At 41.5% G+C, this 24,935-nt stretch carries 11 protein-coding genes; 10 read left to right on the top strand and 1 reads right to left on the bottom strand.

The window, feature by feature from the left end:
* Positions 1 to 36: 36 nt before the first annotated feature.
* Both B3600_RS10720 and B3600_RS10715 read left to right on the top strand, forming a co-directional pair.
* Positions 37 to 2,346, top strand: coding sequence for a family 65 glycosyl hydrolase domain-containing protein (locus B3600_RS10720; protein ID WP_286752924.1), 2,310 nt, complete (start codon positions 37 to 39; stop codon positions 2,344 to 2,346).
* A 100-nt stretch (positions 2,347 to 2,446) separates the two neighbouring features.
* Entirely contained in the window at positions 2,447 to 3,772 is a 1,326-nt protein-coding gene (locus B3600_RS10715; protein ID WP_286752923.1) for an MFS transporter, read from the top strand.
* 220 nt (positions 3,773 to 3,992) lie between these two features.
* Here B3600_RS10715 and B3600_RS10710 read toward each other — a convergent pair whose 3' ends face one another.
* Positions 3,993 to 7,949 (bottom strand): hybrid sensor histidine kinase/response regulator transcription factor, encoded by a 3,957-nt coding sequence (locus tag B3600_RS10710; protein ID WP_286752921.1) that lies wholly within the window; start codon positions 7,947 to 7,949, stop codon positions 3,993 to 3,995.
* A gap of 433 nt (positions 7,950 to 8,382) precedes the next feature.
* Between B3600_RS10710 and B3600_RS10705 the strand changes: the two genes are divergently transcribed.
* From B3600_RS10705 to B3600_RS10670, 8 genes are all read left to right on the top strand, one after another.
* Positions 8,383 to 11,367 carry a SusC/RagA family TonB-linked outer membrane protein gene (locus tag B3600_RS10705; protein ID WP_286752920.1) on the top strand — a complete coding sequence of 995 codons (2,985 nt, stop codon included), beginning with the start codon at positions 8,383 to 8,385 and terminating at the stop codon, positions 11,365 to 11,367.
* A gap of 180 nt (positions 11,368 to 11,547) precedes the next feature.
* On the top strand, positions 11,548 to 13,119 hold the full coding sequence (locus B3600_RS10700; RefSeq protein WP_070567634.1) for a RagB/SusD family nutrient uptake outer membrane protein: 1,572 nt from the start codon (positions 11,548 to 11,550) through the stop codon (positions 13,117 to 13,119).
* Between the two features lie 588 nt (positions 13,120 to 13,707).
* On the top strand, positions 13,708 to 14,235 hold the full coding sequence (locus B3600_RS10695; protein ID WP_046674241.1) for an RNA polymerase sigma factor: 528 nt from the start codon (positions 13,708 to 13,710) through the stop codon (positions 14,233 to 14,235).
* A gap of 66 nt (positions 14,236 to 14,301) precedes the next feature.
* Complete coding sequence (locus B3600_RS10690; protein ID WP_286752919.1) at positions 14,302 to 15,339, top strand: FecR family protein; 1,038 nt, start codon at positions 14,302 to 14,304, stop codon at positions 15,337 to 15,339.
* 4 nt (positions 15,340 to 15,343) lie between these two features.
* Positions 15,344 to 18,442 carry a SusC/RagA family TonB-linked outer membrane protein gene (locus B3600_RS10685; RefSeq protein WP_053003687.1) on the top strand — a complete coding sequence of 1,033 codons (3,099 nt, stop codon included), beginning with the start codon at positions 15,344 to 15,346 and terminating at the stop codon, positions 18,440 to 18,442.
* A gap of 25 nt (positions 18,443 to 18,467) precedes the next feature.
* Complete coding sequence (locus tag B3600_RS10680; RefSeq protein WP_084823177.1) at positions 18,468 to 20,036, top strand: RagB/SusD family nutrient uptake outer membrane protein; 1,569 nt, start codon at positions 18,468 to 18,470, stop codon at positions 20,034 to 20,036.
* A gap of 85 nt (positions 20,037 to 20,121) precedes the next feature.
* Positions 20,122 to 21,606: an aryl-sulfate sulfotransferase gene (locus tag B3600_RS10675; RefSeq protein WP_286752918.1), complete on the top strand. Its 1,485-nt coding sequence runs from the start codon at positions 20,122 to 20,124 to the stop codon at positions 21,604 to 21,606.
* 162 nt (positions 21,607 to 21,768) lie between these two features.
* Complete coding sequence (locus B3600_RS10670) at positions 21,769 to 24,774, top strand: glycoside hydrolase domain-containing protein (RefSeq protein ID WP_286752917.1); 3,006 nt, start codon at positions 21,769 to 21,771, stop codon at positions 24,772 to 24,774.
* Positions 24,775 to 24,935 lie beyond the last annotated feature (161 nt).

Raw genomic sequence — 24,935 nt, 5'->3', positions numbered from 1 at the left:
GCAGAGTATCCGTCGCGCATTGAAAAAAATATAAAGATGAAAACATATATCAAACATAACCCTTGGCAAATTATCGAAGACACCTTTCGTCCCGAACATAATGAATTTTCGGAAAGTATCTTCGCTATTGGTAATGGTCGGATGGGGCAGAGGGCTAATTTTGAAGAAGAATTCAGCGGGAAGTCGTTACAGGGATCGTACCTAGCGGGTATTTATTATCCTGACAAAACACGCGTGGGCTGGTGGAAAAATGGGTATCCCGAATATTTTGCAAAGGTCATCAATTCCATCGATTGGATAGGCCTACATATTCTAGTGAATGGGCAGGTTCTCGACCTAAACAAAGTTGCGGTCAAATCTTTTGAACGTCGCCTGGATATGCAAAATGGGGTTTTATACCGCAGTTTTATTGTGGAAATGCCCGATGGGGCACAGTTGAAGGTTGAAGCAAGCCGGATGTATCATCTGTTTGCTTCGGAAACAGCTTCATTACAGTACAACATACAGGCACTTTCCGGTCCGATTGCTTTGGAGGTCCGCTCGCATTTAAATGCTGAAGTTGTCAATCGAGACAGTAACTACGACGAGCAATTTTGGGAAAGCACAGCGCAGGGAAGAGATGGTGAAAATACCTTTGTGGCGGCGCGTACCAAGAAAACTGGCTTTGAGGTGTACGCCCTGCTTACAACTACCGTGACAGGACCTACAGCCGTTGTCGAAGTGCAAGATACGGTGACAAGTCGAGGCTGTATAGCAGAAATTTATAAGACCGAGCTAACCGAATCTCAAATTTGTTATGTTGAAAAGCGAGTTTCCATTGTTACATCACAGAACCATGTGTCGGCAGAGCTAGAAGTGGCTGCTTCGGTCAATTTACATAAGCTAGATGCACTGAACTATGAGCAACTAAAGGAGAAACAAGCAGCAGCTTGGCAAGCGATCTGGGCAGAAAGTGACATTGAAATCAGTGGTGATGTTGCTGCGCAGCAGGCTATACGCTATAATATATTTCAGCTCAACCAAACCTATACCGGCGAAGATGAGCGACTCAATATTGGTCCGAAAGGTTTTACCGGAGAAAAATATGGCGGTGTCACCTATTGGGATACTGAAGCTTATTGTATTCCTTTTTACCTCGCAACACAATCTCCAAATATTGCGCGTAACTTGTTGATTTATCGTCATCAGCAATTGGATAAAGCCATTGAAAATGCCGCTAAACTTGGCTTTACCAATGGAGCTGCACTTTATCCCATGGTGACGATTAATGGTGAGGAATGCCATAATGAATGGGAAATTACGTTTGAGGAAATTCATCGCAATGGAGCCATTGCATTTGCGATCTATAACTATGTCCGTTACACCGGTGATCAGGATTACATCTGGTCGCACGGCTTGGAAGTCTTGGTTGCAATAAGCCGATTCTGGGCACAGCGCGTTAATTGGAGCGCTGAGCGCCAGCAATATGTCATGTTGGGGGTGACGGGACCAAACGAGTATGAAAACAACGTGAACAACAACTGGTATACCAATCGGATTGCTTCCTGGTGCCTGGAATATACACTGGACTGTTTAAACAAGCTGGCGCAGCTGAGCTCCGACAATGCTGAGGCATTGAAAACGAAGCTAGCCATAGGAACGGAGGAACAGGAAAAATGGCAGCATATTATCGATAACATGTATTATCCTTTTGATGCGCAGCGCGGGGTATTTCTCCAACAGGATGGTTTCCTCGACAAAGAGTTAATTCCTGTGGCCGAACTTGATCCGGCTCAACGACCGATCAACCAGCGTTGGAGCTGGGACAGGATTCTACGTTCCTGTTACATCAAGCAGGCCGATGTGCTGCAGGGCTTTTACTTTCTTGAAGACCAGTTTGATCTTGAGGCCTTAAGGCGGCATTATGAATTTTATGAACCGTTTACGGTGCATGAAAGCTCGCTTTCTCCTTGCGTCCATGCGATATTGGCAGCTAAATTGAATAAACCAGAAAAAGCCTATGAATTCTATCTGCGGACCTCGCGTTTGGATCTGGATGATTATAATAACGATACCGAAGACGGTTTACATATCACTTCCATGGCGGGTACCTGGATGACAATCGTAGAGGGCTTTGCAGGAATGCGGATTAAGGGAGGAAAACTGTATTTAAATCCGATGTTACCAAAAGAGTGGGAAGGGTATAAATTCCGTATCTTATTTCGCGGTGCGACCTTGTTGATTGCGGTACGGTCGGATGGATTTACGATCGAAAATGACAGTGACACTGCGGCCCATATCCAGACGGAGGCAGAAGCTTTCGTTCTGGCTGCACAAAGCAAAAAGCAGGTGTTTCAGGTTCGGTAAGCCCCTGTTTTCAGCAGCGTAAGAACCGATCTTATGCTGCTGAAAATAGGGATTAAGTGATAATTAAATTGTATTTTGTCTTAAATTTTGATAGCCTATTATGGGAAATAAACCTGAATTAAGTATTAGCCAGGTCATCAATATGAGTTTTGGGTTTTTGGGCATACAAATGGGGTTTGCCTTACAAAACGGCAATGCTTCCCGTATTCTACAGACATTTGGTGCTGATGTAGAACACCTGTCGCTGTTTTGGCTTGCGGCTCCGATTACGGGGATGATTGTGCAGCCAATTATCGGGCATTATAGCGATCGAACCTGGAATAAATTGGGGCGTCGTCGGCCTTATATTTTGGTGGGTGCACTGTTGACCACCATAACCCTGTTTTTGATGCCGAATGCAGCGGTATTTACCACATTGCTAGCACCACTTTGGATAGGAGCAGGACTATTAATGTTTATGGATGCTTCTATCAATGTGACAATGGAGCCCTTTAGAGCCTTAATTGGCGATAATCTACCGAGTAACCAACGTAGTCTTGGATTCTCCGTACAAACCTTTCTGATCGGTATTGGAGCCGTATTGGGATCCTTACTTCCCTTTATACTGACAAAATATTTTCATGTACAGGGAACTTCCGAAGTTGGTCAGGTGCCAAACAATGTGATATATTCTTTTTACTTTGGTGGTTTTGTACTACTTCTAACGGTGTTGTGGTCGGTGTTTAAAACGAAGGAATATACGCCGCAGGAATTACAGTCATTTTCTGATACCATGGTGGTTGAACAGGAGACAGCGCCAAAATTTGGTTTGCGCGCTATTGTCAGCGATATTGGTAAGATGCCATTGATCATGCGCAAACTCGGTTGGGTTCAATTCTTTTCCTGGTTTGCCCTTTTTATGATGTGGGTATATACAACTCCTGCGATTGCAGATTCGGTTTTTTACCTGCGGGAAGGAAATCGGCAGGATCTTTATATGGAGGCGGCCAATTGGGTGGGCGTGCTTTTTGGTATTTACAATGGGGTATCGGCTCTATATGCTTTGTTTATTCCGCGGATAGCCAAACAGCTCGGGCGTGGAAAAACGCATGCGCTTGGGCTTTCCATTGGAGGACTTTCGTTGATTTCATTGTTTCTGATTAAAGATGCTAATCTGCTGATTCTTCCCATGATCGGTATTGGTATCGCTTGGGGAAGTATTTTAGCGATGCCTTATGCCATTTTGAGCGATCACCTGCCTGCAGGGAAAATGGGGGTTTATATGGGGCTTTTCAATTTCTTCATTACCTTACCACAGATTGTATGTGGATTTTTTGGAGGAATGATCATCAAATATTTTTTTCATAGCCAATCCATTTATGGCTTGTTGTTGGCCGGAGTATTTATGCTGCTGGCTGCATTCTTTGTTCCCAAGAGTAAACGCTAAGATCATTATCGTAGACGTAGTAAATAGAGCTTACGTCTACGATTTTCTGCTCACTTGGCCAAGCTCCTGCAATTGGATTTTCATCATCTCCTTAAGTATACTAATTTGCTTTAGTTAGCACGGCTCGCTTTTACACAGCGGGATAATTTCGTTCGATTTACTAAAACTTGTGAGTATCATTTGCTGAAAAATGCACCATCATTTGCTGAACAAGTGTGCATTATTTACTGTTTTCAAGAATATAGTTGCTCGGCGACATACCATAATGCTTATGGAAGTCCCTGGAAAAATTGGATTGCACGGTGTAACCTACCATCGTTGATACTTGGGTAATGTTGTATTCTTTCTGGGTAAGCAGTTCTGCCGCTTTTTTTAATCGTGAAATATTGATCAATTCATTGGGTGTTAGGTCGGAGAGTCCTTTGATTTTACGGTAAAGGGTCGGACGACTCATATGCATCAGTTTGGCCAGTTCATCCACATTAAGGTCTATCGCTGAAATATTCTCATAAATAACCGTATTGAGCTGACTGATGAAATCTTTGTCAGGACCCGAAACGTTGATATCTATTAAGTTGGAGCTGGGTGCGTTAGTGAAGTAATTCTTGATAATTTTTCGGTTCTTGAGAATATTGCGTATTTGTACCATGAGGAATTCAAGCGAAAAAGGTTTTTCGATATAAGCATCGGCACCATTTTTTAATCCCTGAATTTTGGAATCCAATGCATTTTTTGCGGTCAGAAAGATCACAGGAATATGACTATAGAGAATATCTGTTTTGATACGTCTGCATAAAGCCAGGCCATCCATAATAGGCATCATGATGTCTGTCAGTACCAGTTGTACATTTTCTTGGTCTAATATTTCGAGCGCTTCGGCACCATTGCCGGCTCGTAGGATTATATAGCTGGTTTTTAATTCTTTATTGAGGTAGGCAAGAATTTCTTTATTGTCTTCGACGAGTAGAATCACCGGTTTTTCTTCCTCCTGATCGTCTGGTTTATCATTTAATACATGATCGTCATTATCTTCCTGAAAAGATTTGATGTCCAGTGATTGTTCTTGAAAAATCGGTACAGACAGCAGGAATATATTGCGGTTTTCTTCCAGATAGACAAGTGACAAGGTTCCTTGGTGCAATTCGACCAAGGAGCGGGATAGGGGAAGGCCAATACCTGTCCCCGTATCTTTATCGGATTCGTTCAATCGATAAAATGGTTCAAATATTTTTTCTCTTTTTTCATAAGGAATAAGCTCACCATCATTCTTAAATTCGATATTGAACATAATATCATCGCTATTAAAAGGGAGGAGCCTGACATAGACTTCTTCATCTGCATATTTGATGGCGTTGTGAATAAGATTAGTAAAGATTTTTCGGAGAGCTTCCTCATCCACATAAGCAGCGAGACTGATACGTGGCAGGCTAAGCTCATAATGCAACTGTTTATCTTTTGCAAGATAATTTAGGTCGTGGAATACTTCGGATAGGAGTGTGTTGATGTCCGTTTTAGTAAAAATAAGGCTCATATTGTTGGTTTCTGCTTTTCTAAAATCCAGTAGTTGGTTGGTCAGGCGAATTAAACGCGCTGTATTCTTTTCAATTAATGCGAGATCCTTGGCTGTGTCGCTATCGGTAAATTTTTGTTGGTTTATTATTTTCTCAAGGGGCATTTTGATCAGGGTGAGTGGCGTACGAATTTCGTGGGCCAGATTGGTAAAGAACTCCAGTTTGAGATTATAAATTTCCTGTTCTTTTTTTCGTTCATAGCTATCCATCTTTTGAGCATTATTGGCCTTTATAAGTAGAAAATAATACCGTAATACGAGCAGTATAATCGTACCAAGGCTCACAAAATAAAGTAAGTACGCCCAGCTTGATTGCCACCAGGGTGGCGAAACAATGATGAGCAGTTTTTTTTCTGTCGGATTCCAGACGCTGTTGTTATTTGCACCCCTGAACTTAAACGTATACGTACCTGGTGGAAGTTTATTGTAATATATTTTTTGATTTCCCGTAATATCGGTCCAGCCTTTATCATAACCTTCCATGATATAACGATAGGGATTGCTCTTTGGGGAAACAAAGCTCAAGGCTGCTATATGGAAGCTGATATTGGAATTGTCGTAGGTTAAGTGTATCTCTTTTGATAGGGAGATGGATTCTTTGAGTATGCCATTTTCACGAACCGGCACACTGACATTGTTGATCTGAATGCCGCTGATGAATATGGGTGGAATAAAACTGTTCTTAATGGATTTTGTGGGGTTGAAGCTTACCATTCCTTTGATAGTCCCGAAATATAAAGTTCCGTCGCTATCTTTAAAAGCCGAATTATAATTAAACTGATCTGCGGGAAGCCCATCTCTGGAGGTATAGATGACCCTTCGAGGGACACCCTCGTCCAGCCGGACCAGTCCACCGCCGGTCGATATCCAGATGCTGTTGTTGTCGTCTTCCAAGACCTTGAATACTTGATTAGAAGGTAAACCGGATTCGGTGAGGTAGTTGGTGAAACGTCCATCACGGCGGTATTTCGAAAGGCCGCTTTCGGTGCAAAACCATAAATTCTTTTTGCTGTCTTCAAATAGGCCGTTGACGTAATTATTGACGAGTGTATTTTGTTTACCTTGTTCGGACAGCAAATGCTGTATTTCTCCCGAGCTGCGGTTATACTGGAAGATCCCACTGCCATAGGTATTGATCCAGAGTATACCATATTCATCTTCATAAATGCCTTGTATCCATGCTTGAATAGGAAGGAGATCAAAACTGTCCTTATTTTTGTTGTAGGCGTATAAAGCGCGGTCTGTGCCAACAAACATCGTATTGTCTTTGGACTTATAAATGCATACGGCGAAGCTACTTTGTAAGGGACCTTGACCGATGCGGTCATAGTGCTTTTTTAATTTTCCGGTCTTTACGTCGAGAATGTCCAGTCCATGTGTGGTGGAGCCCACCCAAAGATCGTCGCCGATTGTTGCCAAGCCATGGACATTGTTATGCGCAATACTGCCTTTTTTCCCGTTGGCAAGGAAATGCTGGATTTGTTGTGTTTGGGCATCTATTTTGTTCAATCCGCCATCTTCTGTTCCGATCCAGAAATTTCCATAGCGATCTTTTTTGATATCGTGTACAATATTGCCTGATAGGGCTGATTTTCCAAATCCGGACAAATACTTCTTGAAATTGTCGAATTGGTTGCTGTATTGGTTAAAGCCACCGAAAAATGTTCCAAACCAGATATTGTCTTCACGGTCCCGATAGAAATTCAGGACAGCATTGTCAGAAATGGCAAATGGATTGAGCAGGTCTTTTTTGATGTGTTGGCTCTGGCCTGTGTGAATATCATAGGTGTATATTCCGGTTTCAGTTCCAATCCAGTATGTCGACTCTGTTTGTTGAATAATACAGTTTGCCTGAATGACTTTGTTGGGGTAATGACTTGCAAATAGATTTTTTAATGTGCCATTTTTGAAATCAAACAAATAAGCCGAATTGATTGTCCCGACCATTAGCAATGAATCGTTGATCGCATACACGGTTTTGGTATTCGCTAGTGTTTGTCGATCGATTTTTTTAAGATCAACAGGGAAAAATTTACCCGTATTAACCTGATACCGTAGTATTGTACTGTTATTATCTGTTACCCACAACCCACCTTTCTTACTGCTGGTGATCGCTACTAGGGTATTTTTGTTGAGATCAAATGGGAATATTTCTCCTGTATAAGAATTGTAACGGTACAGTTTTCCATTGGAAAGCAACCATATAAAGCCTGCGTATTCGTGTATGGCATTTACTTCACCGATGGGTATGAGCTTGAATGGTTTGAAATCTTCTTTTATAGGATCGTAACGATAGGCACCCCGTGTGGTACCCACCCATAGGACACCTTTGCTATCTGTGAGGAGGCTTAAAATAGATGAACTTCCGATACTTGTCGAATCTGAAGCATTGTGTCGAAATATTTTAAATTGATTACCGTCAAAACGATTAAGGCCATTCCTCGTTCCTAGCCACAGAAAACCCTGAATATCTTGTGTAATACATTTGACCGTACTATTGGAAAGGCCATCGTGGGTCTGATAGTTTTTAAAATAGATCGATTGTGCCTGCAGGTTGATAACTGCCAGCAAGATATACAAAAGGAGTATGGTGGTTATTCTTTTCAAAACTGATTACGTTGAACTAAAAATAGGCAATTAAAAGATAAAAAAGAGTTTTACTGATACGCTTTGATATAAAATTGAGACGCTCTGATTGGACGAGATACAAGGATTTGCGCATTTTTATAAAACAATAATAACCAAATATAAACGTATGTTTCGCCCTAGAATTATGACAGGTATATCCTGTATCCTTGTTTTTCAGTTTGTTAGGTTTTTGTTTTTACAGGTGCGGCAATATCTTCACGATGATTTGGTATTCCATTTGGGCGTTAACGATTTTGATACTGATCGTTACGTATTTGCAATAATTGGGAAAGACCATACTCATTTCAAATGAGTTTTAGGACTAAAAATAAACCATTAAAAATCACTTATTATCAGCTGTGTATCTATTGCACACGATAAAAAATCAATTAAACCACCAATCAAAAAGCGTATGAAAAATAAACTACTTGCACAATGCGTAATGACGCTCACATTTCTGCTTGTATCTTTTATTGTAGTTGCCCAGACGAAAGTCTTGAAGGGGAAGGTTGTAGATGAGACTCAAAGTCCATTGGCAGGAGCTACGATCAAAGTAAAAGGGGGTACCGCGGCTACCACAACAGACACGGAAGGTTCCTTTACATTGACTATTCCCAGTGAAGCTAAAACGCTGGAAGTATCCTTTATCGGATATACTTTAAAAGAAGTACCTATTGTGGGGAGCGATATCACGGTAGCGCTTGAACCTAGTGCCGGTCAGGGCTTAGATGAAGTCGTTGTGATCGGTTATGGTACGGCCCGTAAAAAAGATCTAACGGGGTCTATGGTCACTATTGGAGCGAAAAACTTTAATAAGGGGATCATGACTAGTCCCGACCAACTCATACAAGGAAAGACACCAGGGGTTATGGTGATTAACAATACGGGGCAACCTGGAGGGGCAACGACCGTACGTATTCGTGGGAATTCATCGATCCGCGCCAGTAACAACCCGTTATTTGTGCTGGATGGTGTGCCGATGTCGGGCAACTCACCTCTGCCCGAAGGAAGAGGAGGTTTTTCTTCCGACAGAGGAAATCCTTTAACTTACTTAAATCCGGGTGACATTGCTAGTATGGACATCCTTAAAGATGCTTCGGCTACGGCAATTTATGGATCACGTGGGGCAAATGGTGTAGTCATTATTTCCACGAAAAGAGGTAGAGTAGGACAGCCCGAGGTTTCTGTGGGAGCCTCTGCAGGTGTTTCGACCATGCGGGAATATCCTGATGTATTGGATGCAGCGCGATTCAGAGAGGCGTTGAAATATTATACACCATCTGAAGTGGCAAATGCTGATTTTGGTGGTAATGAGGATGCTTTTAAAGCAATCACAAGAAAAGCCATCACGCAAAATTACTATGCTGACGTGGCGGGTGGAACCGAACATGGTAAATACCGTCTTTCGGGTGGGTATTTAAACCAAAATGGTATTATTCGTGGCTCACAACTGAAGAAATATACAGCCAATTTTAACGGGAATTTCCGTTTTTTGGAAAACAAACGATTGGGATTGGATTTTGCAGTCTTTTTGACGCAAATGGATAATAAATACGCGCCGATCAATGCGATGGTAGGTTCTGAAGGAAATGTGATTTCCCAAGCACTGCAATGGAATCCAACGCGACCATTACGCGATGAGCAAGGTAATTTGACCTTTGTGAGTTCAACCACACGAAATCCATTGACAAGCATTGAAGCCTTTAAGGACTTGGCGACAACCAATACAATGGTGGTCAATTTGGCGCCATATTATAAAATCACAGATGATTTAGAGTATCGCTTTATTTATAGTGCGATGCGACAAACAGGAAACCGCGAGGGTATGTACCGCGCCGGGCTTATTGATCCTTCTGCTGTGAACAATGAGCAGGCTTTTATCTCCAATAACGGGGAAACCAACTTGCAAATGACGCATATGCTCTCCTACAATAAACAAATCAATTCAGATTGGAGTGTCAATGCGGTAGCAGGCTATGAATATTTGGATTATAATTATAATAATAACATTTCCTTTGGCGGTGGATTTCGCTATCTGGGGTTAGATTATTTTGACTATCTACAATATACGCCTGTTTCCACGCGTGAAATATCGTCGTATAGAAGTCCAACCAACCAATTGCAATCGCTTTTTTTACGGGGCGGCTTCAATTACTTAGACCGTTATTTATTCACTGCAACAGTGCGAAGGGATGGTTCAACGAAATTTGGTTCAAACAACAAATACGCCATGTTCCCTTCGTTGGCCGTAGCCTGGAATGTTAATCAGGAAGAGTTTTTAAAGTCTTCCGGTATCTTTGACCAATTGAAAGTGCGATTGGGTTGGGGAAAAACAGGTAACCAAGAATTCCCTTCTGGTGCCTCATTGAATAGATTGGTCTTCGGTAATCAGAGTGTAAGCCAGGCTAACTATGGAAATCCTGACTTGAAATGGGAAACTTCGACGACGATCAATGCGGGTATAGATTTCGGAATCTGGGGCAACCGTCTATATGGATCCATTGATTATTTTAATAAAAAGACCACAGATGCGCTATTTGAGCAAACGCTTGCACAGCCAGCTCCTGCGGGACGTATTTGGGTAAATTTGGACGGTGAGATTGTCAATAAAGGGGTAGAGGTCGCGTTGACAGGTACAATTATTAAAAATGACAATTGGACTTGGGATTTGACAGGTAATGCAACGTTTCTTAAGAATAGTGTAAGTGGCCTTGTTGGTTATTATGAGACAGGAGCACTCCGCGGACAAGGTTTTTCTGGTGTATTGGGACAACGAATGGTCAATGGCCAGCCATTGAATGTATGGTATTTGGCCGATTACCAAGGTATCGACCCGCAAACCGGAATGAGCATGTACCGTGGACAGGATGGTAGTATCAGTACGGCCAACGATCCTGCAATTAATAAGTTTTATATGAACAGTCCAAATCCAACCACATTATTGGGTATCTCCACCAATGTAAATTATAAACAGTTTTCTTTGGCTGCCAATATGAATGGCGCTTTTGGACATTATCTATTCAATAATACGGCAGCGACGACTTTGGGATTGAGCAATTTGTCATCACGGAATATCGGTTCAGCATTCTTTAATACAGCTGTAAAAGAGTCTACTTCCAACTCGGCTGCGCCTTCGACGCGATTCCTTGAAAAAGGTGATTATCTAAAAATGGCTAATCTTACTTTAAGCTATCGTGTTGGAAATGTAGGCAGAACACTGAAGAATTTAAACGTATCCCTTACTGGACAGAATCTTTTCATCATCACGAAGTATACAGGGTTTGATCCTGAGGTGAATACAGATGGTGCAACAAATGGTATTCCTTCGTTGGGTATCGAATATTTACCATATCCACCGGCAAGAAATATCCTATTGGGGGTTAACTTCTCACTTTAAGCGTATACTGTAGATCATTAGATAATAAAAAGAGGAGAGTAACAAGATTGATTTAAACATATTCATATTAGTGAATGAATAAATCTGATCGCCTCATTACGAATGAAACACTAAAGGCAGTATGAATGCCTTACAGTCAAAATGGATGAATAAATAATCAAATTTAGACGGATGAAAAAGATGAAATTAAGAACTTTATTATATATCGGAATAATTGGCTCCATTGTAACAAGTACATTTTCTTGTACTAAACTAAAGGAGGAATTTAAAGGAGAATTGGAAGAGGGGACATCCAATGTGGATCCTGGAAGCTTGTTGATCACAGCTTATAATTCATTGAATACCCCTTATCAGCAGGAACAGCGCTGGGTGATGCAGGAAATATCCACAGATGCTGCTATGGCTCCTACACGGGGAGGTGACTGGGATGATAATGGGATGCATCGTGCGATCCATTTACATACCTGGAATGCTGATAATGGTTATATGAACAATACATTTGTAAGTCTTGGTACAGCCATCTATAATGCGGGTAATGTGTTGCGGTATAATCCGAGTGCACAGCAAGGTGCTGAAGCGAAGTTTATTCGTGCGTTGGTCATGTTCGATATGTTGGATCTCTATGGCGTAGTACCCGTCCGGGAAGGAGCCTCTTTTGAAGATTTTAGAATCGCACCAGAGGTGTTACAGCCACAGGCGGCTATTGATTATATCGTGAAGGATCTCAACGAAATTATAGCGAGTTTGCCTGCAAACGGTCCGAAAGCAGCCTATGTAGCCAATAAAAATGCGGCAAAAGCATTGCTGATGAAGATTTATTTGAATAAGGGAACATTTTTAAACAGACAAGCTCCTTCTTTTGCTGCCGAAGATATGAATAAAGTGGTGGCCTTAGCCAAGGAAATTACGGCTTCGGGATCCTATACTGTTTCTGCAAAGGGCAAGTACTTTGATAATTTCGCGCCCGATAACGACGAAAAGTCTACCGAAAATATTTTCACTTTATATAATAAAAATGGCGATAGAGGTGGAAATGTGGATCGTACCTGGAATACGATTGCGCATTATAATATGAGACCTGGGGGCTGGAACGGTTGGTGTACTTTATCAGATTATTACGATAAATTTTCGGATGCCGATGAAAGAAGAGGAATTTACTATAATTATCCGGCTGATACGACTTCTAACAGAACAAAAGAATTCAAACGTCAAAATGTAGGTTTTTTTGCAGGACAGCAATACAATTGGAGTACAAACAAACCATTGATGGCGCGAAATCCAGCGAATGCACCTTTGGTCTTCACGCGTGAAGTGACCATCCGGACCTCTGGAGCTACATTGGAAACAGCGGGTATCCGTCCAATGAAGTATGCCTTTGATTATGCTGTCACTGGTCAACGAAATAACGACTGGGTAGTCTTCCGTTATGCCGATGTATTGTTGATGCAAGCAGAGGCTATATTAAGAGGCGGAACCGGAACTGCAACAGAGGCACTTGGATTAGTTAACACTATTCGGACAAACCGTGGTGTGAATAACTTGACAGCGTTGACGCTTGATAATATATTAGACGAGCGTGCGCGTGAGTTGTATTGGGAAGGTTGGAGAAGACAGGATTTGATCCGTTTTGGTAAGTTTTTATTAGCCTGGCAGGAAAAAGCTGCGGATTCCAGCCCGAAAACATTGGTTTATCCAATTCCGAGTCAACAGCTTGCAGTCAATCCAAATTTAAAACAAAATCCAGGATACTAGATTTTATTGATATCCATAAAACAAGCAGTTTCACGGTGTTTGTTTTAGTGCGAAGGTATTTAGATGACAAGTGATTTTTCTTATCATCTAAATACCTTCTTTTTTCTATATAGTGATTAAAACTAATCTATCTTAATACCAACTTATACCTCTTCACAATTTTTAATCAATTTTTAGACAGTAATCAGTCATTGTTTATTCAGTTTACACTGAGCAATCACTGAGCAATCACTGAACAATCACTGAACGAGCACTGAACAAGCACTGTTAAAAGGGCTAATTTGGTCACGAGTTGAAACGAACTTGCTGCGCCTAAAAAATACAAGAGAAGAAAACAGGACCCATAAGTTGCCTATCGGCAAAGTAGCTTTTATGAAAGAAAGCGCTTAAAATGGAGATTGAGGCGATGGCCTTATCGAAAATATTATCTTGTTTTTTTGATAAAAAATAATCACTTTAGAGGTGGATAACTAGCCAAAAAGCATGGGTCATTTTGATGGATCAAATTGAAATTCTGTCAGATACCAATTTCGATATTCTTTGGAAAGAGGATAACAGCATTGAAACAAGACTATCTAAATGTAGATTATGATGGATAAAATCCTACAGCGGGCACCGACTAACGAAAAGGAGTTTTTTTTAGCTTATCGTTATTGGTATAGGAAATTGTACTATTTTCTGTATCAGAAGACCCAATGTTCGAATCTGGCCGAAGATGTCGTCCAGCAGACTTTTCTAATTGTTTGGGAACGCAAGAATCATGCGAATCAGCAAATCCAATTCAGTACTCAGCTCTTTCAGATTGCACGAACAAAATTAATTGATGAGTTGCGGCGGCGTGCTTTGAATAGAAAATATGTGGAGTTTGAGAAACCTTTTGTACTGACCCAATATGAAGACCTTGAACGGCAAATTGCCTACAAGGCAGAGTTAGAATATGTAAAAGAGCTGATTACACAAATGCCTTTTATGCGGCAACAGGTGTTTTATCTTCATAAAATTGAAGAATTGAGTTATAAAGAAATTGCCGTCAAATTGTCTATCTCCCCAAAGACGGTAGAAAACCACGTTAGCATTGGTCTGAAATTTATTAAAAAATTTTTTAAGTTGTCTTAGGGGACAAGCCCATCACTATTCGTATAACAGTTATATACCTATCCCGCTAAAAGGATAGAAACTGTTATGAATCGCAAATCCTTATTCAATAAATTCCTGGCGAATGAATGTTCTGCTGAGGAAGCGAAACTTGTCTTCAAATGGCTGAATGATGATCCGACCTTATTGGATGATCTCATTTCAGAAGATGACTGGGTTTCCTATATCAATCAGGAAAATAAGTCAAAACGTGGTGGTGATAGCCTGTTGCGAATCATTACTGTATTTGTGCTATTTGGTTTCCTATTTATCTTAACCAATCTTTTGGGCACATCAACTGATAAACCTTTACAAACAGCAAGTTTCATTCATGAAATTTACTACAACCCTTCTGCTCAGCCTAAAGAAATTGTTGCAGCGGACCATTCGATTTTAACCTTAGAACCCGGTGCACTGATTCAGCTGGGCATAAAACCGGATCTTGATTTTAGACGGGTTAAATTATTCAGTGGAAGGGTCAGTTTTAAAGTAGCGAAAGATCCTTCAAAACCTTTCATCGTCGAAAGCGGTACGTTGATGACCACTGCGCTGGGAACAGAATTCATCGTGGATTATAATGCGGCAGTTGAACATGTTCTGATCCGATTATTTGAGGGGAAAGTTCGCGTTGAATCTATAGATCCGTCCGTAGCCGAGACAAAGATTCTTAAGCCTGGCCAACAGATTTATTTTGGCGGGGTGAACACGATGTTTGTTTCAAATTTCAAAGGTACACCAAAAATGAGCGCGGGGGAAAATCTACCGGCCCAGCTTATGCTTTCTTCCACGGAAAAACCGTATCGCAATCCGGCAACAATTCACCAGAGCGCCAATTGGCTCCAATTGGAAGAAACCGCTGTATCCGACATTATACAATATATCAATCGTGAGCTTGATGTTCCTATATCCTATGATTCATTAATCGTTAAAAACTATCGGATAAAGGGGCGGTTTAGCAAGAATCCGACCATGGACCTGAAGGACAAAACGGATCTTGCGGCGTCTATTTTGCAGTTGATTGTTGAGGTGAATCCGTTTATTCTTGAAAAACAACATAATATATATATACTCAAAACTAAAAAATAGAATCATGGTAAATTTCAACTTAACCAAGAAACCATTTTTTGTTTTTATTGCCTTGACACTGTTATCTTTTCAATGTCTAGCGGGAACAATAAATGGCGTAATCAAAAACTCGTCGGGGCAACGGCTGGCAGGGGTAAGTATAATTTTGAAAAATCCCGGCAGCAGTTTTTCGACAGCAGCTTCCAGTGCGAGTGATGGTAGCTTTCGTTTTGCTGATGTACCGAATGGCAAAGGTTATGAACTGACTTTTTCATACATCGGGTATCAAAGCTATGTAGAACGAAATGTGCAGGTTTCAGCTGATGGAGCCACCACTCTTTCCATTATTTTGGAGGACCAGGTAAATCAGCTGGAAGATGTTGTCGTGATTGGATACGGTAAACAAAAGAAAAGCGATTTGACAGGCGCCATTGCATCGCTTTCCAGCAACGAACTAACGAAAGGAGGGGCTGTGAGCAATGTTGGTCAGGCCCTACAAGGTAAAGCTTCCGGTGTCGTTGTAACCCAGAATTCAAAGGCGCCGGGTGGAAGTACATCGATTCGGATTCGCGGAACCAATTCCATTAGTGGAAGTAATGATCCACTCTACGTGATCGATGGATTTCCAACAAATAATGGCATTAACATCAATCCCGATGATATTGCTTCCATGGATATCTTAAAGGATGCTTCGGCAACTGCGATCTACGGCTCCAGAGGTGCGAATGGTGTCATCATCATCACCACAAAACGTGGGCTTACGGATAAGAACAATATTACCTATAGTGGCTATGTGGGAACACAGAAGCCGATTGTACCATTTACCTTCCTCGATGGTAAACAGTATATGAATCTCGCTAATGCGCTTTATAAAGAAATTCAAGGTCAAGAAAATCAGGAGTATGCCGTTTACACCAAGTCACAGCTTGAATCTGATGTCAATACGGATTGGGTGAAGGAAACCATGCGGAACGGTATTTTGCAGAACCATAATTTACAATTTTCTGGTGGTGGTGAGAAAACAAAAGTGTTGACGAGCATAGGCTATTTTGATCAAAAAGGTGTTTTAAAAACAACAGACTTTAATCGAATTTCGGGACGGATCAACGTGGATCAAAAGGTAAATGATTATATCCGCACTGGAGCGAGTCTATCCGCGCAACGGGAAAAATCGAATATGCAGGTGTATGATGGAAATATCCTCAATTCAAATGTATTATACAGCATATTGACCTATGACCCAACAGTACCTGTCTATAATGCAGATGGTAGTTTTGGAAGACCTCCGGGAGGGCAGGGGGATAACCCTTTGGCCAACCTGATGTCGCGGATCAATGATGTGCAAAGGGACAAGTTGAATGGAAATATTTTTCTTGAGGTCAATCCGATCAAGGAACTGACGTTGCGCATGGATGCTGGAACTGAAATTACACATGATCAATTGGGCAGTTATCTGACCAGAGATTCTTATCAGGGTGGGATAGATGATGGTGTCGCAAGTCAGGCCGATTACAATGAAACACATAACCTGATTGATTTTTATGCTACTTACGCGAAAGTCTTTAATGAGAAACACAATTTGAGTGTGATGGGGGGCTATTCGTATGAGAAATATGTGCGCAATAATAAGGGAATCAATGTGAAAGGTTTTTCAACAGATCTACTGGAATATAATAACCTGGGCATGGCCTCAAGCATTACAGGAGTAAACTCTGCTAAAGCTGAAAATCTGGTTATTTCGTTTTTCGGACGGGTAAATTATTCCTACGCTGATAAATATCTGTTGACGGCGACTTTACGTCGTGATGGATCATCGCGTTTTAGTCCGAACCATCGTTGGGGAACTTTTCCTTCAGCAGCTTTTGCATGGAAAGTCAACAATGAAGATTTCATGAAAGAGCAGCAGCTATTTTCGGACCTAAAATTTAGGTTGGGTTATGGCCAGACCGGTAATGATCGTGTAGCGGATTATGCCTCTTATGGATTGATGGACAATGGACATTATACGTTTGATGGCGTGACCAATTCGGGTGGGGTTAAACAAAACCCAACTTATCCCGAGAACGATAAACTTAAATGGGAATCCACAACGCAATATAACGTCGGTCTTGATTTTTCATTTTTTAAAAACCGGTTAGCCTTTACTTTGGATGCCTATTATAAGAAAACAAATGATCTTCTGATCAAGAGTATACTGCCTTATTACACGGGATATACCTCCGGACAGCGAAACCTAGGTACGATGAATAATAAGGGACTGGAGTTTTCTGTAACAAGTAAGAATATGACCGGAGCGTTTACCTGGGAAACAAAATTGAATTTAACGATGAACCGAAATAAGGTCTCAAGTCTCGGTGGAGAGCCCGAGCAATTGTTGACTTCGTCTAAACCAATGGGGAATGTTTCTGAAGAAGCTTATTCGGTCATTCGGGTTGGGGAGTCGCTGGGCTCGTTATTCGGTTATAGATACCTGGGTGTTATCCAACAAGGAGAAAACTATGCGCCACAGCCAAATTCTAAACCCGGCGATCCTAAATTTGCCGATGTAAATGGCGACGGAACGATAAATTCGGCAGATCGTACGATAATCGGCCGTGGTTATCCGAAGTTTAACTTTGGTATGACCAATACATTTGCCTATAAAAACTTTGATTTGACTGCATTCATCTATGGCAATGTCGGAAACGATCTACTCAATATGACACGTATGAATCTGGAGTGGAAACGTACCACAGAAGCTTTAAATCGATGGACACCGACCAATACCAATACGGAAATTCCGAGAAATGGATTTTATTACATGAACTATGGTGGTTATATCAATGACCATTTCATTGAGAATGCTTCCTTTTTGCGTTTGCGTAATTTGACGCTGGGATATACCATCCCGTTGAAAACCAAAGCTGTTCAGTCGATAAGAGTATACGGTATGGCGGAAAACTTATTTACGATCAGCAATTATTCTGGATGGGATCCTGAGGTGGATACCAAGGGATATGAAAATGATGCGCTGGTAAAAAATAGAGCCGGAAATAATCAGAGCGCTAATGCGGGGGTAGGTCTCGATTTTAATTCATATCCTTCGATGCGCTCCTTTACCTTTGGTGTAAGTGCAACATTCTAATCGCTAATACTAAATCAGAAATGACATGAAGACGTTTAAAAATAACATTAAATATATTTTAGGGATAGCGGGTTTATCGGCCGTGTTGAGCTTAAGCTTAAATAGCTGTACCAAGCTGGATCCAAAATTATACAGCGATCTGACAACCAAAAATGCTTATTCAACAGAAAGCGACATCAACGCCGCTTTAACGGGAGTCTATACAAGTTTATCGCCTTATCCCGGAGATGCATATCTGTATTACGCGGGATATCTGGTAATGATAACGGACTATGCCACGGATATGGGCTTTTCTACCGCCGCAGGGGATCCTACACGAATGAGCAACTTTACATACGATGATAATAATCGATATTTTAAATTCAATTATCAGAATATGTATCAGGTCATCAGCAATGCCAATATGCTGATTGACCGTATCGAGCGTGTCACTATTCCCGACGATCGCAAGAAGAAAATTATCGCACAGGCCAGGTTCTTACGGTCACTATCGTATATGGATCTTACCGATGCCTGGGGACCGGTGCCATTGATAACAACGGTCAAGAATCCAACGGAAAGCTACAACGAGCCCTTGGCTGCTGTCGACAAGATCGATGCCCAAATTGCTGAAGATTGTCAGTATGCAATCGATAATTTACCGGAGAAATGGTCGGACGAACTGGGTATTGGCCGGGCCACGAAAGGTGCCGCGCTGACCCTAATGGGAAAGATGTATATGCGTTCGCACAATTATGAAAAGGCAAAAACTTACATTGATCAGGTTCTCGCCCTACGTGATAAAGGTGTGTATACGTTGAATCCGGATTTTAAGAAAGAATGGTCCGACAATAATAAAATGGATATGGGACTAATCTTTGGCATCTTGCATGAACCAACATTAAACGGGGGCGAGATCACCAATCACTTTGGACCGACGGACAATCCGGAAGTACCGGATAGATGGCAGTATTATGGTGTTTCCCTTGATTTCTGGCGAAAATATAGTGATCTGGATCCGCGTAAGAAGTTTTTCTATTATAATTACACCGGAAAGGCGGTACGGGATAAAAACACAAAATATGGGTTCTTTTATATGTTACCAGCCAAAGGACAGACTACTCCGCCAAGTGATACGGTAAAATTCCTGCAAAATGTAGCGACGAAAAAGTATTCGTATGATATGGTCAATAATTCCTATCTGGATGGCCGGACGATTCAGGTCTTTCGATTGGCGGATGTTATCTTGTGCAAGGCTGAAATTGAAAATGCATTGAACGGGCCTGCAGCAGCATTACCTTTCATCAATGAAGTCCGGAAAAGAGCTGGAGCACCAGAATATGGTAAGCATCCAGATTTTCCAAGTCCCGCAAGTAAGGAAAGTATGATCGATGCGCTTGTTGATGAACGTGGTTTTGAACTTGTATTTGAATACAAAAGGCGTCAGGACCTGATCCGCTTGGGACGTTATGAAAAAGTAAGTAATGCTTATTTGAAGGGCCGGGGACTGAAAGAAAATGTGACTGAAGCAATGCGCTATTTCCCTTATCCATTGGAAGAAGCTCGCTTGCATCAAGAAATGACAACGGCCAATCCAGCACGATTGCCTAAATAAACGTGATAAAGCAAATCCTATGAAGCGCATTATTTCTTGTAGTGCGCTTCATTTTAAAGACCAATGGCATTGAAATTATTTACACATGAAACCAATTAAAGTAATTATTGCACTGATTGTGGTGGCAATAGTGGCGTTTGCCGCTTACTATTTTTATGCGCATCAAGTTGATATTGAGAATATTGAAGTGAGTTCGCCTAATAATCTGCCGCTCAATGCTGCTATTCAGGTGAAACTAAATAAAGCAGAAGCCCTGTATGTAGAGTATTGGAAGGAGGGAGAACGCCAGTCTTATAAGACGACAGTTTCAAGTGCGGCTGCTCAGCATAACATACAGTTAATGACGCTTGAACCTAATACAAGTTATAAGTTTCGGGTTATTATAGATCGGATTATTCCCATAAAATCAAGTGAACAATCCTTTAAAACAAGACCACAATCACCATGGATGGTACACGACTGGATCAAGGCGGATCATCCACACGATGAAAAAGCCCTAGGTAACGGCATGGTGTTATTATGCTATCGTGGATTCCCGGGGTATATGGCCATGGTTGATGGTAAAGGAACCATCCGATGGTATTGGCAGGACGAAAAGTTAGGGGTACGCCTTGCTTCACTGACTCCAAGGGGTACGATCCTAGCCTTATTGGCTCCGGCGAGTAAAGATGAATTCAACAAGCCCAATCAGCCCAGCAAGAAATCAACCAATGCAAGTTATTATTTGAGAAGCGGCCGTATCGGATTTGTCGGTGGAACAGTACTTGTTGAAATTGATCTAACAGGAAAGGAAATTGCTCGTATAGATCTCGATAAAAAAGGGATTATCATGCACCATGATGTGCAGATGGATGGCAACAATAATATTGTAGGCATTGTGCGGGATTTCAGAATTGACGACCGTCCCAACCATCCAAAAGATACGCTTTGGGGGGATGCTATCCTGACGATGGATACACAAGGCAATATCTTAAAGAAATGGTCACCTTGGGAAAAATGGGATATTCAAAAAGATAAAAAATTGGATAGCCTTAAGCATGACCGATTCCATTTGAATACCATTTCCTTCGATCGTGACAATAATTATCTAACTTCTTCGCCCATTGAAAATCAGGTTTGGAAGATTGATGCCAAAACCGGTGATATTCTTTGGAAATTGGGTAAAGGTGGCGATTACAAATTAAAAGATGAGGAACTGTTTTATTTCCAGCATGCGCCGCATATTACAAAAACAGGTGAGCTGTTACTTTTTGACAACGGCGATTTTTCTCCGCGCGATAGTACGACAGCCAATAAACAATCACGAGCAATTGCTTTTAATCTTGATCAAAAGAATAAAACGGCAACGCTTGCGTATGCGGCTCCAATTCCGAAAAAGCAGTTTACAGCAAGAATGGGGAGTGCCTATGAATTGGATAATGGTAATTTGCTGCAGACAAGCTCGAAAACAGGCAGTGTACTGGTGACGGATAAGACAGGGAAGGTGCTTTGGGAATTAAACGCTTATTTTATTCCTTATCGCGCTATTTATGTACCCGAGGAAACCTGGCGCAAATACAGACAAAACTAGGTGAAGATGTTAGGAATAAAACTTAATTTTAAACCTCTTATTGACCAATAAAAGTAGCTGCACTACGGACCCATTTTGGGGAAGCGGTACCGCTTATAAATCGTATCAGGCTTATCGGAAAACCTGGTAAAAGACAAAATATATTGAATAAATACTATTCACATGAAAAAAAGAACAGCCTCTTATAAGCTGGCAATTATCCTTGCCGTATCCTTATGTGCAAATTCGGCCCGAGCGCAATTGACCTATCCTCCGGAAACACAAAAGTGGGATGCAGACCAGCTGGGTAACCATCGTGCAGTGCTTCAGGTAAACACCGATCAAAAAGAGGTGCAAGTGACTATTCCCTGGCGAAATCGCTGGGTTGAAGCGAACCAGCAAGTTATTATCGTCGACAGTGCCAGTAATAAGCAGATTGCCCCCAGTTCTTATCTTTGGATGAACACGGAATCTGGTGGATTACGGTTTAAGCCAGTTTCAGGAAAGGGCGTTTACTATGTCTATTATTTACCCTATCAGATGGGGGGGCGCAGCCGCAATTATCCGGATGCAATTTATCTTAAAAATGCCGTTTCGGCTCCAGCGAAAGTTGTGCAGCAGGTGGCTGGAAACTCCAAAGGAGTTACTGTTGCACGTTTTGATGCCGCCGATAAATACAATAGCAATGATCCGATGGAAATGATCGGTACAGTGGCAGAAGTCAATAGCTTTGTGCGCAGAAATGGAAATACGGCTTATTATCTTTTTCCAGAATTAAGAGAATTTCCGATTAAAATGGAAAGCAACCTTCCACAACGCTGGCTTATGAAAGGTAAATCCACGAGTAAGTTGGAAGGAAAGGGTCAGAAAGGCGAATTTTATGCCTTTCAACTTGGCTTATGGTCTCCAAAACAGGAACTCCATGACATCCAAATTTCTTTCTCGGATTTTAAAACAAATGATGGGGCGATGATTTCGGCGAATAACCTGAATTGTATCAATACCCAAGGTACTGACTATACTGGAAAGTCAATGACATTACAGGTTGACGTACCGAAGGATAAGGTTCAGGCATTGTGGTGTGGTATTCAGATACCGGAGAACATAGCAGCAGGAACTTACCATGGTGTAGTCACGGTGAAACCTAAAAATGCCGCAGCGAAACAGGTTAATGTGGAAATACAGGTTTCAAATGCTTCAGGAGAGGTATCCAGTGTTGATCAACCTTGGAAAATGACGCGGCTACCCTGGCTCAACTCAACATTAGCGCAAAAAAATACGGTAGTTGCACCCTATACAGCGATTGAATTAAAAGCGGATTCCACCTTACACATTTTAGGACGCGAAGTGAAACTTCATGCGAGTGGTTTTCCAAAACAGATCAGCACGTTCTTTACGCCCGAATTGACCGAAATATCGTCCAAGGCGAATAAGCTCTTATTTGAACCACTCCATTTTCATTTCTATAACGCTTCAGATGGCAAGGAAATTCAACTTAAAGCAAGTGGGATCCAATTTCAGACGAAAAGCGAAGGTGAATATCGCTGGACGGCCAAAAACGAATCTTCCGATCTAACGATGGAAGTCGAGGGTACATTGGAATTTGATGGTTACATGCATTATGTGGTCAAGCTGACGGCGCTGAAGGATCTGTCTTTAAAAGATGCCACGATGCATATTCCCATGATGCCCGATAGGACGGATTATTTTATGGGACTAGGGCAAAAAGGAGGAAAGAGACCTGATCAGCTTTGCTGGAAATGGGATGTAGCACATAAAAATCAAGATGGAGGTTGGATAGGTGCTGTGGATGCAGGGCTACAGTTTTCACTGCGCGATGAGCATTATTCGCGGCCGCTCAATACGAATTTTTATCTTCAAAAACCTCTTGTGCTGCCGCAGTCCTGGGGTAATGAAAATAAAGGGGGGATCGATATCGGTCTGAAAGGAAAATCCGTTTTGGTCAATAGTTATAGTGGAGCTCGTGAACTGAAAAAAGGCGATGTGCTCTATTACAATTTTAATTTATTGATTACGCCTTTTCATCCGATCAATACGGAAGCACAGTGGAATGAACGGTATTATCATGCCTACAAGCCCGTTGATTCTGTTGTTGCGAGTGGTTCCAATGTGATCAATATTCACCATGGAAATGAAATAAATCCTTACATCAATTATCCATTTATTGCGACAAAAGAAATGAAGCAATATATCGACCAGGCGCATGATAAGGGGTTAAAAGTGAAGATCTATAATACAGTGCGTGAGGTATCAAATCGGGTTTATGAGCTCTATCCATTGCGTAGTCTGGGCACTGAAGTGTTTTCACCTGGAAAAGGAGGCGGATATTCCTGGTTACAAGAGCATGTGGGTAAAAATTATATCGCAGCATGGTATGTTCCCCAATTTAAAGACGCGGCGATTATCAATAGTGGAATGAATAGGTGGCACAACTATTACGTCGAAGGCATGAATTGGTTGGTAGACCATATTGGTATTGACGGGATTTATCTGGATGATGTTGCCTTCGATCGAGTCACCATGAAAAGAATAAAGCGTGTGCTGACAAAAAATGGAAAACCAGGGCTGATCGATTTGCATTCGGCAAATCAATATAATAAAAGCGATGGGTTCAATAATAGTGCAAATTTGTATCTGGAGCATTTTCCGTATATCAATCGGCTGTGGTTTGGTGAATACTTTGACTACGAGAATAACAAACCTGATTTTTTCCTTACCGAAGTGAGTGGCATTCCGTTTGGTTTAATGGGCGAAATGTTACAGGATGGAGGAAATCCGTGGCGGGGTATGCTTTATGGAATGACCAATAGGATGCCTTATCAGAAATTGACGCCCGCTGACTTATGGAAGGCCTGGGACCAATTTGGCATCAAAGGAAGTAAAATGATCGGGTATTGGTCGCCAAATATTCCGGTTAAAACCGATAATGATAAGGTTCTGACAACCGTCTATAGCCGTGCCGGTAAAGCTATGGTAGCTATTGCCAGCTGGGCAGAGCGTGATGTTGCGGTAAAATTGGCTATAGATTGGGAAAAATTGGGCATTGACCCCGGAAAAGCGAAACTATCTGCACCACTCATTCCTAATTTTCAAAATGGAGCACAGTATAAACCAGGGGATACAATTGCGGTAGAAAAAAATAAGGGTATTTTGTTAATTATTGAATAGCAGCAATGTACTCCGATAGTGAAAATTCTATCATAGGGTCTTTGACAATGCAAACAAATAGCCTATGGTAGATTCATTCACGTTGATTTGAAAGGACCTGACGCAATGTCTGTATTGCGGATTGCATTCGTTGGCAGATGGATATTGTATCAGGGATACTT

Source organism: Sphingobacterium sp. UBA2480 (genome assembly GCF_002341965.1).
GTDB classification, from domain to species: domain Bacteria; phylum Bacteroidota; class Bacteroidia; order Sphingobacteriales; family Sphingobacteriaceae; genus Sphingobacterium; species Sphingobacterium multivorum.
Note: the sequence above shows the minus strand (reverse complement) of the source record. Positions and strands in the feature narration are given on the sequence as shown.